The sequence below is a fragment of the Klebsiella sp. C283 genome (assembly GCF_048822555.1).
Taxonomy (GTDB): Bacteria; Pseudomonadota; Gammaproteobacteria; order Enterobacterales; family Enterobacteriaceae; genus Klebsiella; species Klebsiella quasipneumoniae.
Genome location: NZ_JBMEZS010000004.1, coordinates 223,139 through 237,141 on the forward strand (window position 1 = coordinate 223,139; position 14,003 = coordinate 237,141).

General features: G+C 51.5%; 8 protein-coding genes and 2 pseudogenes. 2 read left to right on the forward strand and 8 right to left on the reverse strand.

All coding sequences use genetic code 11. The annotated features are described in order from the left end of the window. Positions 1-8 precede the first annotated feature (8 nt). The 4 genes from ACOI7Z_RS09345 to ACOI7Z_RS09360 all read right to left on the reverse strand — a co-directional run bounded on the left by ACOI7Z_RS09345 (position 9) and on the right by ACOI7Z_RS09360 (position 5,331). Positions 9-2,162 carry a polysaccharide biosynthesis tyrosine autokinase gene (locus ACOI7Z_RS09345; protein ID WP_137916385.1) on the reverse strand — a complete coding sequence of 718 codons (2,154 nt, stop codon included), beginning with the start codon at positions 2,160-2,162 and terminating at the stop codon, positions 9-11. Positions 2,163-2,177: 15 nt separating this feature from the next. Next, entirely contained in the window at positions 2,178-2,615 is a 438-nt protein-coding gene (locus ACOI7Z_RS09350; protein ID WP_080884197.1) for a protein tyrosine phosphatase, read from the reverse strand. Position 2,616: 1 nt separating this feature from the next. Continuing rightward, the gene (locus tag ACOI7Z_RS09355; RefSeq protein WP_087824187.1) at positions 2,617-3,753 is read right to left on the reverse strand and encodes a polysaccharide export protein; all 1,137 of its coding nucleotides are present in this window, start codon (positions 3,751-3,753) and stop codon (positions 2,617-2,619) included. A gap of 144 nt (positions 3,754-3,897) precedes the next feature. Next, positions 3,898-5,331: a capsule assembly Wzi family protein gene (locus tag ACOI7Z_RS09360; protein ID WP_264947448.1), complete on the reverse strand. Its 1,434-nt coding sequence runs from the start codon at positions 5,329-5,331 to the stop codon at positions 3,898-3,900. Positions 5,332-5,618: 287 nt separating this feature from the next. Between ACOI7Z_RS09360 and ACOI7Z_RS09365 the strand changes: the two are divergent. Further along, positions 5,619-5,745 (forward strand): annotated as a pseudogene (locus ACOI7Z_RS09365) (hypothetical protein). 543 nt (positions 5,746-6,288) lie between these two features. Here the strand turns inward: ACOI7Z_RS09365 and ACOI7Z_RS09370 are convergent. Then, the gene (locus tag ACOI7Z_RS09370; RefSeq protein WP_137916387.1) at positions 6,289-6,918 is read right to left on the reverse strand and encodes a phosphatase PAP2 family protein; all 630 of its coding nucleotides are present in this window, start codon (positions 6,916-6,918) and stop codon (positions 6,289-6,291) included. A gap of 360 nt (positions 6,919-7,278) precedes the next feature. Continuing rightward, a pseudogene (galF, locus tag ACOI7Z_RS09375) lies at positions 7,279-8,207 on the reverse strand (GalU regulator GalF). Between the two features lie 757 nt (positions 8,208-8,964). On the opposite strand from galF, the gene ACOI7Z_RS09380 reads away from it, so the two are divergent. Continuing rightward, positions 8,965-10,548: a TerC family protein gene (locus ACOI7Z_RS09380; RefSeq protein ID WP_023290384.1), complete on the forward strand. Its 1,584-nt coding sequence runs from the start codon at positions 8,965-8,967 to the stop codon at positions 10,546-10,548. Positions 10,549-11,474: 926 nt separating this feature from the next. Here ACOI7Z_RS09380 and asmA read toward each other — a convergent pair. Further along, complete coding sequence (gene asmA, locus ACOI7Z_RS09385) at positions 11,475-13,322, reverse strand: outer membrane assembly protein AsmA (RefSeq protein WP_137916361.1); 1,848 nt, start codon at positions 13,320-13,322, stop codon at positions 11,475-11,477. Positions 13,323-13,352: 30 nt separating this feature from the next. After that, positions 13,353-13,934, reverse strand: coding sequence for a dCTP deaminase (gene dcd / locus ACOI7Z_RS09390; protein ID WP_004151145.1), 582 nt, complete (start codon positions 13,932-13,934; stop codon positions 13,353-13,355). Between the last annotated feature and the right edge of the window lie 69 nt (positions 13,935-14,003).

Genomic DNA, 14,003 nt, shown 5'->3' on the forward strand with positions numbered 1-14,003 from the left:
TTATATTGTTACTTCTTATCATCATAAGAATAACCATAATAATTATAGCCATAACCATAATAACTGCTTGCTTTTTTAATCACTCCATTTAGAATACATCCTTTAACAGATACACCACTTTGTTCGAATCGTTGAATACTAACTTCGATTTCTTTGACTGTGTTCATTTCGAAGCGACACACTAATAATGTTGTACCAGCATAATTACCAATTATTGCTGCATCAGTAACAGCCAAAATTGGAGGCGTATCTAAAATCACAATATCATAATTTTTACTCGCCCATTGTAATAATTCATCAAATCTTTTATGCATCAATAACTCGGCTGGGTTAGGTGGTACAACTCCTCTTGTTATAAAGTCAAAATTCGCAGACTCAAATGTTTGAACGCATTTTGAAATTTCGCTTTTGCCTGCTAAAAATTCGGATAGACCATTTGCATTAGATGCTTTGAAAAGTTTATGTGTATAACCTTTTCTCATATCCGTATCAATGAATAAAACTCGTTTCCCAGTTTGAGCAACGATAGCTGCTAAGTTTGAACTGACAAAAGTTTTACCGGCATTTGGGCTTGCACCAGATATCATTAAGATATTATTTCGTGCTTCCATCATTGCGAAATGTAAACTAGTCCTTAACCCTCGGATTGACTCTATCGCCAGATCTGCAGGATTATCAATAGCTAGTAATATATTTCTATCATCCTTATGTGACTTATTTTTTAAATTATTATACTTAGTCATTGCTTCAGAGACCGGAATACTTGCGTACACAGATGTACCGATCATTTCAAGCAATTCAGGCGAATCCACTCCTCGTCTCAGTGATATACGGAGAAGAATAATCCCAATCGATAATACAGCACCAATTACAATCCCCACAAGAACAATAAGAACCTTTTTAGGTTTAACTGGTTTAGGGTTTGTTACTGCCTCATCTATGATCCGGACGTTACCTATTGCACTCGATTTTGCAATACTTAACTCTTGCTGACGATTAAGCAATTGCATATATACAGCGCGACCAGACTCAACGTCTCGGCTTAACCTTAAAATCTCTTGCTGTGTTTCAGGCATACTCGACACCCGTTTATTTAATTTACTTTTCTCCTCTTGTAATGTTTTTCTTTTTTCTAACAATGCCTTATAAGTAGGGTGCTCTTTTGTATAAAGTTGAGAAATCTCTGATTCTCTAAATGTTAATTCATTTAACTGATTATCAACGTTTACTATTTGATCCAAAACAGATTTAGCCTCTAGAGATAAATCTACGGAATCATTTAAGCGTCTATAATCATTTAATTTATCTTCAGCTAAGTCAAGATCTCCGCGAACTTTTGGCAACTGCTTATTTAAAAAATCCAAGCTTTTTTCATCTTGTGCTGCTTGCCTTGCGATATTTTGGGCCAAATAATTATTACTTATGCTGTCAAGTATATTTTTCGTCAACTCAGGGTCATCACCGGTTAGTGATAATAATAAGATCCCTGTATCCTTCCCTTGATCCGTGATTGACAGATTCTTTTGAATATCTGTAATTGCCCGTAACCGAGGAATATATGAAACTTTAAATTTGGTTCCTGGAATTGCATCAATGCTACTAACGCTAATTGCAAAATTTCCCTTCTCGATTAAATCACCTACTGTTCCATTAATTTCGCCTTGTTCACCCTTAACTTTATAATTCTTATTATCTGTAACGGTGATGTCAAAATTGATAATTTCATCACCGGCATCTTTAATGTACAATCTAGGAATTATTATTTGCCCATTCTTTTCCCCTGTTAATCTGGCCCATCCTTTACCAAATATAGGAAAATAACTTTGCTGTATTTTTGTTTGCAAATTTAGATCGTCAACTGTTTTACCTAAGATCATTCTTGACTGTAATAAGGCTATTTCCGGAGCTGACTGAGGTTGGCTATCTGGAAGCATTTGGCTTAAACTGTTAAGAATGCTATTTGCCTGCTTCTGTTCTACCTGCAATGTTGCATCTGCTTGATATATGGGTGTAGCAAATAATGCATATACAAGTGCTAATAATGTACTTAATGCTGTTAGTGAAATAATGAGTTTACGGTGATCAATCAGCTCCCCAAATAAGCGAGCAATATCCAGTTCATCAGATTCTTTTAGTTCATGCTTATTTTTTACAGAAGGCATAAGGTTTTCCTAAATTTATACACCTAACTTTGCTGTCCATTCTTCCGCAGCAAGCTCTAACATTTTAAAAACTGAGATAAAAGCTTCTTCACTTTTTCTATATGGATCTGGTATTTCTTTCTGATTTATCCAATGCCCATATAATAATATTTTCCCACGAGATTCCGGATATAACTTAGTTATATGCTCAATATGATACTGCTCCATGACCAATATTAACTCATGACGCCTAATCATTTCTCGTGTTAATTGTTTCCCTTTATGGCCTTCTAATGATATACCATTATCCTCGGCTACTTTTATAGCGGATTTATCAGCTGGGTGATCAACCATAGCGCTTGTACCCGCTGAATTTATCACCTTTGTTGGCAACTTATTTCGCAGAAGACGTTCCCCCAAAGGTGAACGACAAATATTTCCAGTGCAAATCACTAAAATATTATCAAAAGTCATATTATGGCCATTCTTTAATATATTTCGCTGTTTCGGTCATGTCATGTACTCCGGTTATTGTTGGTACGAGCTGTGATATCACGCGATTCCAGCGAACCAAAGGAGCAGTAGTTACATATACAATATCATAGGGCTGCAATTGGAATTCAGTCCCCAATACCATAGCAGAAGCATCTTGTGCATTTAATTGATAGATATTAGCAATCTTACCTTGCTTGTCACCCTTGATCTGGCGAATTACAAAAACCCCTGTTGCATCGCTGAATGCTTGAGAAATCCCTTCCGCATTACCAAGTGCTTCTGCCAAAGTCATTCCACTGCGATCCATCTTCATCGTGCTTTGTTTGCCCACCTCACCCATCACGAAAACCTTCAAATCGTCATTACGCGGGACAAACAGAATATCTCCAGGATACAGCAATCGGTTCTCGGTTAAATCCCCTTTTTGCATTAGAGCATAAAGTGAGATTTTGGTGTCTTTACCATTATGCGTCAAAACAACATTCCGCCAGTCAGCGTCCTCTGATAAGCCTCCTGCAGCATTGATTGCATCCATAACTGTTAAAGGGATATTAGTGATCGGTTGCTGACCTGATTTTGCAACTTCGCCAGTTACATAGGCTTTTTGAGAACGAAATGCAGCAACACTTACATCAACCTGTGGACTTTCAATATATGTTGTTAAACGGCTGGCTATATCCTGGCGTACCTGGCTAAGTGTTTTCCCCGCCACCTGCACTTTACCAATATAAGGATAGAAAATGGTACCGTCTGAGTTAACCCAGTTACCGGTATCGCTGGCGCTACGGTATTGGCCTGCAGGTGTTGTCAATTCCGGGTGATCCCAGACAGTGACCATCAATACATCGCCCACCCCGATGCGATATTCATAACTGCGTAGTAAATTATCCAGCTGTGGGTTTGGACGAGCGAGTACACTTTCAGGGCGAAGCTGATCGATAAGCCCTGGTGTCATCGGATATACATTAACCAATTTATCCAGATCGTAGTCGCTATCCGGAAGCTCAACCACGTTCTTTCGCAGACTGTTTAATCCCTGACCAGGGATAATGGTACAACCCGATAAAAACCCAATCGCCAACGCTAATGCCGAAAATTTAACAATTTTTTTCTTCATAATGTCACATCATCAGTAAATCAAAATTTGCCAATTCCTGAGCAGCTGTCATCGCCGTTACTTCCCTGCCGGCTTATGGAGAGATAAAAGCTGACTGCATCCTGCAGCGCTACCACCCCTCTCCCCTGTTTTCAGCATTCAGCCTTATAAACTAAACGGTATCTCTATACCTGCGCTGGCCCCAACGTCATCGCTGTCGCTATTGTTAGCATTGGTGTACCACAGTGAAGTATTCAGACGAACCGACTGATACACATCGCCACTCCAGCCCAGCTGTACACCTTTCAAGGTATCAGCATGAGGGAATGCTTTATTGATCGACTGATTCTCCGGGTTAACCTTTGCGTATACCAGACGCGTGCTCCAGCGCTGGTTATCCTCCGTAATCAGCTCAACCTTACCGGCAACGAGTTGCCCGTCCCCGCCCATCGCATCACCCAGCGGATAGCCCTGCTGATAGTAACCATCTTTGTAGATATGATGGTTATAACTGTAATTAGTACGACTCCTATTGGTGCGCGTATCGTGTGCTTCCAGGTACCAGTTTACCGCATCCTTACCCCAGCCGTGGTGCCCTTCCATTCCACCAAGGAACATATTTGCCGAAGGCAAGTAACCAGATTCATCCTCACCGATCATCTGCCCGTAGAAACTGACCGGCCAGCCGAGAGTTGGCTCGAGTTTGAACTTAAAGTCAAAGCCGGCCAGTTGGTTCCCCGGTTCATTATCAGTCCCAGTATTATCATGGCCAGTGAAGCCATCCCAGAAGCTGCTAAAGGATTGTGGCCGCCCTTCCCCGCCCCACTGCATAATACGCGACGCACCTAATTCTAATGACTGGAACGGCGTGAAGGTAAAACGTCCGCCGATAATTTTGGCATGAGGCACAGCGGTATATTGATTCATCTGGCTGGCGGAGATCTGGTACTGCCATGGACCCACCCAGCGTAACCACCATGTTTCCGGCGCCGCCTGCTCTGCCCGCTGCATCAGGAAGCCGGTCATCGGACGCATCGCATCCCCGCGGATCAGGCTTCCTTCATAGCCCGGTCCCCACCACTGCGGAACCTGACCAAAGGAGAGCCACTGGTTCCAGAATTTCACCGCGCCATAGGCGCCGTTGGCGTTGAAGCGCGATCCGTTACTGATCCGCTCTCCCCCTTCGACGTTACCCTGGAGGTGGACATCCCACCACTCGCCGCTGTTATTGAACGCCAGACCTAACGAGTTATCTGCCGGCTGCGTCTGACCAAACCCCTGCGGGGTACCCGGCTGGTCGGTTGAAGTGTAGCCGGTGACCCGGAAATCGGCTTTTAAAGCAGACAGTCTCTGGTTGATACGAGCCAGAACCACTTGCTCAGAAGAATAGGACGGTTTGGCCTTTTTTAGCGCCCGGGCGATCTCTTCCTGACTCAGCGGCCAGGTCGACAGGCTCAGATGGATGACCCCGCGATCGGAAAGCCAGGCAAGGTCGTTACGCAGATCGTTATCATTTACCACTAACCCAGCCGCGAAAGCCTGGGCTCCCAATGAGGAAAGTAAACCCAGCGTCACGGCAATGCGCGCAATTTTTATCATTGTACAAGATCCATTTTCAGCCCCGCTGTCGTATCTCAATGAGAATGAGGGGAATAGCAAGATAGAAAGCGCTCGCGGCACCAGTTGACTTCACTGTGCAACACCGGCGAGGCAAGTACAGTTACCCTAAGCTGCTCGTAACCATTATCACATCCACCCAGCTCACAATGTAGGCGAATTTCACCCTACAGGCTATCGATGAGATGGGAAAATTAATGTCCAGGTGATATCAGCAGCCGCTCCTGACCAACTTCTGAGGATATCCGTGGAAAATGGATAGATAGCTGATGAGGGTATTCATCATGACAGGGTCGATTTTTACAGCAATTGAACAGGAGCTATTGTACAGCAGCAAGCGGCTTCAGCGACGCTACCGCCCCTGGCTTAACAGCTACCAGCGCACTGACTACCTGAACGACTTATTTTATCGACCTGCGGATGAATAATTGGTCAGGCCTTTATTTTTTGCGGCGTTAAGTTTACGGGATTTCGGTCACAATTGGGAGTCTTGTTACCGAATATCTGCCAATTAATACCACCTGCCCTTTTATTGGCAAAAATAAGCGGTCAACACTTAAGATTATTCACTAAGTTAAACGGCCAGACAGTGTCCCGTTGTTGCTAACCTATCAAGGATGAAGCTAACCATCTGTAAAACAAGATCTTTTACGTTAAGGTCGCGTCATTCAAAAATCAGATGATGGCGTCTAAGTCAACTACAATTTCTTATAGTTTCCTGGTAACGGAATATTCAGCAGACGTGCTCCAGGTTCTTTCTCAGCGCATTTAAGAAACGTCTGACCTCGGCTATATCCACGCAAATTGGCACTAACAATGTAGTAGCACTGCATTATTTCATAAATATGAATTATCAATTGACTGGCATATAGTAGATTATTTTCTTATTTGACTAATTAACCAGCGAAAACTTAATTTCCCCTGTAAAAAAAAAGGCAATTACCAGGCCTGCTTGTGCAGATCGTTTCGGGTATAGGGTTTGTCCAACGGTCCTACTGCGATGGCGATTTGTCCCAGCAGGGACTGAGTCGGCGCTTTATTGCCGCTATGCAACAGGATGAGCGGGACCATCACCAGGCACGCGACGCCGCCCCAGGAAATACTCAGGCTTTCCAAATGGGTGGTACGTTTTTGTAGCAACAGGAACAAAGCGCTGCCGGCAGCGCCGAGCAGCAGGCCAGCGATCACTTCCGAGACGGAATGCGCATGGATGACCAGCCGTGAATACCCCACCACTGCGGCTAAAACATAGCCTGTGGTGACCGCTGCTCTTTGCACACCCGCCGAAAAACGGGCGCTAAGCAGCCATAAGAAGATAGGCCAGAAGGCCGCGGAGAGCGCTGAGTGGCCGCTGAAGCCGGTGTAATCCAGCTCACGAATACCCAGTCCCCAGCCCATAAAGGCCAGCTTGGAGGCGCAGACGATGGCGCCGGTGATGCCGAACAGCAAACTCCACTGCCACGCCAGCAACCGCGACGTTTTACGCAGCATCAGGACAATAAACAGCGCCGCTGCGCTGGGCAGCAAAACGGTGCTATCGCCAAAAAATGAGATGAGTTGCCAGTTCATATACCTGTGATCCTTCGATGATGTCCACTGCCGTGCTCAGGGATTATCCATAATGTCTGTACCAGCTCGCATGCCAATTCATTTCACATTTTTATGCATGCAAGTGAGATGTTTAAAGCGGAAACATGATCGCAGTCAAGTTTTATTTTTGGCTGACGTTGACCGCTTTCCCTGCACTTTAGGAATTGTCGCACTAAGTGACTATTCATAAAGCATTATTGCCGCTACTCCGACCATTGCACCACAGAGGCCAGAGACAAACTACCAGAAGTCTCCGAAGCCATACGTTTCTTTACAATCGTTATAACATTCACGTTATGAATAAATTCTGCATAACGTTATGAGCGGCAGGACCGATGCTCAGAGCCTGCCGCCCGGTCTCAGGCTGGCGTTCAGGCCAGCAGTTTTTTAATGCTTTCGCGGAATTTGGTGCCTTCTTTCAGGTTACGCATTCCGTAAGTGACGAAGGCCTGCATATAGCCCATTTTCTTACCGCAGTCATAGCTTTCGCCGGTCATCAGCATCGCGTCGACGGACTGCTTCTTCGCCAGCTCGGCAATGGCGTCGGTCAGCTGGATACGGCCCCAGGCGCCCGGCTCGGTGCGCTCCAGTTCGGCCCAGATATCTGCCGACAGCACGTAGCGGCCCACCGCCATCAGGTCGGAGTCCAGAGTCTGCGGTTCGTCCGGTTTTTCAATAAACTCGACGATACGTGCCACCTGCCCTTCCGCCACCATCGGCTCTTTGGTCTGGATCACGGAGTATTCGGAGAGATCGCCCGGCATGCGTTTCGCCAGCACCTGGCTGCGGCCGGTCTCGTTAAAGCGGGCGACCATAGCGGCGAGGTTATAGCGCAGCGGGTCAGCGGTGCCGCCGTCGAGGATGATATCCGGCAGCACCACCACAAACGGGTTATCCCCGACGACCGGACGGGCGCAGAGGATAGAGTGGCCCAGACCCAGCGGCTGCGCCTGGCGCACGTTCATGATGGTTACGCCCGGCGGACAAATGGCCTGGACTTCCGCCAACAGCTGGCGCTTCACGCGTTGCTCAAGCAGGGCTTCCAGCTCGTAGGAGGTATCAAAGTGGTTTTCCACCGCGTTCTTCGAGGAGTGCGTCACCAGAACAATCTCTTTGATCCCGGCGGCGACGATTTCGTCAACAATGTACTGAATCATTGGCTTATCAACGATCGGCAGCATCTCCTTTGGAATTGCCTTTGTGGCCGGCAGCATATGCATGCCTAGTCCTGCGACCGGAATAACCGCTTTCAAATTCGCCATATTCATCTTCACCTGTTTGGTTGCAAAACACGCGGTTTTGCAAAATTGTACATGTCACAAATCCATTGAAACTGATAATACACGGATACTGCCCGGGCATCTGCCCGCCAAATTCTTAAATTCACTGTCACGTAAAAGAATACACATAACTCCCTTTTACCAACAGTTAGAAGTGAGAATAATCTTATTCTCGATCAGGTTATTCAGCGGTGCGTTTCTCTGCGCCGTGCAATGTGGCCGAGATCCCCGTCCACAGGGCGCGCCAGCACGCCAGGGCTGCCGTGCCGCACCTATGCCCGCAAAGAATAGGTATAGATAATAAATTTATCCAGGTAATATATTTCAGCATTTACCGCTGGACAGGTCGCTATACAAGCCATAATCGGCGGAATAAAACCAGGAGCCGCCCTATTCTGCGCCCCTTTATGAGCTGAATGATGCCGATTTTACGAGGAATTTCGCTCTTCCCCCACAGCGTGGGCATCACCTCTGGCTGCGACGAATGGTGGCACAATGCCGCTTTTGCGCCCTGGCGGAAGCGCAGCGGCAGACGTTCTGATATTGGCCCGCTTATTCCAGGGCAACCGCCATGGTGTTATTTTTTCACTGTTCTTTACCGGAACATAATTCTTATCGGTTCGCTTAATCTGCTGGAAATATATCCACCCATGGCAGGGCGCTATCCGCGTCGTTATTGCATTTTATACCCATCTTATCCATGATCGGGGTAACACATACCGCAGTCGTACAGGTTTTAATACATATGGAATGGATTGCCGATCCGTCAATCTGGGCAGGTCTCGTCACGCTGGTCGTTATCGAACTGGTGTTAGGTATCGATAACCTGGTCTTTATCGCTATCCTCGCTGAGAAGCTCCCGCCCGCCCAGCGCGACCGCGCGCGGATCACTGGCCTGATGCTGGCGATGGTGATGCGTCTCCTGCTGCTGGCCTCTATCTCCTGGCTCGTCACCCTGACCAAACCGCTAATTGTTTTTCACGACTTCAGCTTCAGCGCCCGCGATTTAATTATGCTGTTCGGCGGCTTGTTCCTGCTGTTTAAAGCGACCGTCGAGCTTAATGAGCGGCTGGAGGGAAAAGACAGCGATAATCCCACCCAGCGCAGAGGGGCCAAATTCTGGGCCGTGGTGGCGCAGATCGTGGTGCTCGACGCCATCTTCTCGCTCGACTCGGTGATCACTGCGGTCGGCATGGTCGACCACCTGGCGGTGATGATGGCCGCCGTGATCATCGCTATCAGCCTGATGCTGATGGCCAGCAAGGCGCTGACGCGCTTCGTTAACAGCCACCCGACCATCGTGATCCTCTGTCTGAGCTTTCTGCTGATGATCGGCTTCAGCCTGATTGCTGAAGGCTTCAGCTTTATTATTCCGAAAGGCTATTTATATGCGGCAATTGGCTTCTCGGTGATGATTGAAGCCCTTAACCAGCTGGCGCTGTTTAACCGCCGTCGTTTTCTCTCCGCCAATATGACGCTGCGTCAGCGCACTACCGAGGCGGTAATGAATCTTTTGAGCGGGCAGAAGGAAAAAGCTGAACTGGATGCTGACACGGCGTCGCTGGTCGCCGACCAGGACCATCATCCGCTGTTTAATCCGCAGGAACGGCTGATGATTGAGCGGGTGCTGAACCTGAATCAGCGCAGCGTCAGCAGTATTATGACCTCCCGCCATGATATCGAGCGCATCGATCTCAGCGCGCCGGAGGAAGAGATCCGCAGCCTGGTGGAAAAAAATCAGCACACCCGCCTGGTGGTCACCGGCGGAAAGGATAATGAAGACCTGCTGGGGGTGGTGCATGTTATCGACCTGCTCCAGCAGTCCCTGCGCCAGGAGCCGCTGGATCTGCAGGCGCTGGTGCGCCAGCCGCTGGTCTTTCCGGAGGGGTTACCGCTCCTCTCCGCCCTTGAGCAGTTTCGTCAGGCCCGCACCCATTTTGCCTTTGTGGTGGATGAGTTTGGCTCCGTCGAGGGGATTGTGACCCTGAGCGACGTGATGGAGACCATTGCCGGCAATCTGCCCAACGAGGTGGAGGAGATCGACGCCCGGCACGATATTCAGCACCATCCGGACGGTTCGTGGACGGTCAACGGCCATATGCCGCTGGAGGATCTGGTGCAGTATGTTCCGCTGCCGCTGGATGATAAACGTGAGTACCACACTGTTGCCGGTCTGCTGATGGAGTATCTGCAGCATGTGCCGCAGGTGGGAGAGACCATTGAGATTGACGGTTATACCCTACGCACGCTGCAGGTCGACAGCCATCGGGTGCAAAAGGTGCAGATCGTTCCGCCGGCAAAGCAGGATGAGCTGGATTATGAGGTATAATCGTCAGGCATAAAACGGCCCGGGGTATCCCGGGCGGCGGGACGGCTAATCAAACCCATGCCTGATGGCGCTTCGCTTATCAGGCCTACGGGATAGCGACACAAACCGGGGGATTACCCCCGCCGCACAACCCAGGCGGGGTCAGGCGTAGCCGCCGCCCGGCATCCACGTGACATCACACCTGGACGACACGCTCACATCACAGGGAATTGATGCTCTACCGCTGCCACACTGCCTGATGGCGCTTCGCTTATCAGGCCTACGGGATGGCGACGCAAACCGGGAGATTACCCCCGCCGCACAACCCAGGCCGGGTCAGGCGTAGCCGCCGCCTGGCATCAATGTGACATCACACCTGGACGACATGCTCACATCACGGGGAATTGATGCTCTACCGCCGCCACACTGCCTGATGGCGCTTCGCTTATCAGGCCTACGGGATGGCGACGCAAACCGGGGGATTACCCCTGCCGCACAACCCAGGCGGGGTCAGGCGTAGCCGCCACCCGGCATCAACGTGACATCACACCTGGACGACATGCTCACATCACAGGGAATTGATGCTCTACCGCCGCCACACTGCCTGATGGCGCTTCGCTTATCAGGCCTACGGGATGGCGACACAAACCGGGGGATTACCCCGCCGCACAACCCAGGCGGGGTCAGGCGTAGCCGCCGCCCGGCATCAATGTGACATCACACCTGGACGACATGCTCACATCACAGGGAATTGATGCTCTACAGCCGCCATAATGCCTGATGGCGCTTCGCTTATCAGGCCTACGGGATGGCGACGCAAACCGGGGGATTACCCCTGCCGCACAACCCAGACCGGGTCAGGCGTAGCCGCCGCCCGGCATCAATGTGACATCACACTTTGACGACATGCTCACAGCCCGGTAGTCCCGGGCTGCTGGTCTGGACGATTACAGCTTATCGAGCAGCTTTTTAGCGTCTTTGCTCTCTTTGCTGCCTTTATTACGTTCGACCCAGTCGTTGAGGCGCTGCTTCGCTTCATCCTGCAGCTGTTTACGCAGGATCTGGTCCACCTGCAGGCTGTAGCTCAGCGACTGCCAGTCGCCGTAGATGCGCAGCGGGATGGCGGTCTGCTTCAGGCGGTCGATAAGTTTGCCCTCGCCTTTCCAGCCGCCGAGCACGCGCACGTTAAAGCGCATATCGCAGTTCTCTTTCTGCAGATCGAGCTGTCCTTCGCCGGTCATCGCCATCACGTCGGACTGCCCCTGCACGCGGTTCAGCGTCACCAGCCCGTTATCCAGCGTCAGCTGGCTACTCACGGCATCCAGCCGGGTGGCGTTGTCGTAATTTTCCTGCGCCCGGACGTTGGTGCTGCGCTCCACGGCCTGCTGCACCAGCTGCTGGAAGTTAAGCCCTTCGGTACGGGTATCCGTCATCTGGATCTGCGCCTGGCCCTGCCAGTGACGGCGGAAATCATCCGCGTCAATGCGCGCTCCGGAAAACTCGCCGGTCAGCGACAGCTTGCCGGTCAGGCTTAAGGAATAGTTGAAGGCTTTGATCAGCGAACCGATCTCCACGTTCTGCAGCGCCGGCTGGAACGTCGCCTGCGGCGTGTCGCCGCGGGCATCAAGGGTGCCGGGGAGGGAAAGCTGGCCTCCGTCGAGGTTGCCCTGCATTTTGCTGACCGTCAGCAGCCCCTGCTGATTGCTGATCTCGCTCTGCACCTGGGTGAAGTTCAGGCCGCGCCACTGCAGCTGGTCGGCGCTCAGGGCCATCCGGCCGGTAAAGCCGCGCAGGCTCTGGTAATCTTCGCGCTCATCGCTGTCGGCGATCACCGGACGCAGCGGGCGCGTCTGGCTCTGGCCCTGCTGGCTGGCGCTGCTGTCGGTCGCCGGCGAAGAGGACGCCAGCAGACTGTCGAGATTCAGGGTGGTGGCGTGCAGATCCAATGACCAGTCCGGGCGCTCTCCCAGCACCACGCTGCCGTTGCCGGTGAGGGTGCTGCCGCTGGCCATCAGGTTCAGATTTTCAAAGCGCAGGGTCTTGCTATCTTCCTGCCAGCTGGCCTGCAGGCTCCCCTGACCATTGATGCCGTCGGGGGGCAGCTCAGCGCCGCGCAGCTGCCAGCTGAGCTGGCTAAAGTCGGCTTTTAACGAATGCGGATAGTCGCCGCCCTGCACGGTGGCGGAGAAGTTCAGCGCCAGGTCGCGCTGGTCGCGGTTGACGCGGCCGGAGAAATCGACGGTGGCCCGGTGGTTCTCATCCTGCTCCATCTGCAGGCGGATATCGCGCACCGTCACCTGCTCGCCGTTTTCATGCTGGAAGAAGAGCACGCTGTCGGCCACCTGCAGCTGGCGCACGTCGTAGGACCATCCGCGGTCCTCCGGGGCCAGCGGCAGGGTGTTGTCATGCGGCACGACCGGCGCCGCGCTGTCGCGAACCGCCTCGGTTTTCGGGGTCAGCTGGATCACCGCCCCCTTGAGCATCACCTGCTTCACCTGCAGCTGGTGCGAAAGCAGCGGCAGCAGCGCCACGTCGAGGCGCATGTTGTCGGCGCGGATCACCGGCTCTTCAGCGCCTCTGGCGGTCAGCGTCATGCGCCCGCTGAGAATGCTGAGCTGCGGCCAGACGTGCCAGCGCAGCGGGCCATCGAGTTCAAGCTGATAACCGCTGCGCTCTGCCACCTCATGCACCATATAGGCGCGAAAATCGTTGGGATTGACCAGCAATACCAACGAGGTAAGCCCGGCGACAATGACCGCCAGCAGGATCATCAGCGTTGTCAGTATTCGTCTCATGGCACCCTCAGCAACACCCCGTTGACGTTATCAATCCTTGTCGATTCGGCTCGCCACCGCGCCCTGCTGGTCGCGATATTTGGCGTCTTCACGGCGGTTATACGGCCGGGCCGCCGGGCCCGATAATGGTTCAAAGCTCAGCGCGCCGATGGGCATCCCCGGGCGCAGCGCCAGCGGCAGCTTGCCGGAGTTGTAGAATTCCAGCACGATGCAGCCGGACCAGCCCGGGTCGATGCGGTGCGCGGTCACGTGCACCATCAGCCCCAGGCGCGCCAGCGAGGAGCGCCCGTCAAGCCAGCCCACCAGGTCGGCAGGCAGGGTGACTGACTCATAGGTCACCGCCAGCGCCAGTTCGCCCGGATGCAGGAAAAAGGCCTCCCCTTCCGGCAGAACGATCTCTTCGCTCATCACGCGGTCCAGCGCGGCGCTCACCTCGGCCTTCGGGCCGCTTAAATCGATAAACGGCGCCGTGTGGCCGCGGAAGGTGCGGAATTTATTACCCAGCCGTACATCAACCGTCGCGCCATTAATACGCTCAACGGGCGGGCGCGGATTGATGGCCAGTCGCCCTTCATCCAACCAGGCTTCGATATCTCGGTCACACAGACGCATGGGCTTTCTCCTTATAAGGCTGCTTCCCGCACGCTTCGCGGCGGAGAGGGCAACAGGGCTACTCTTTGC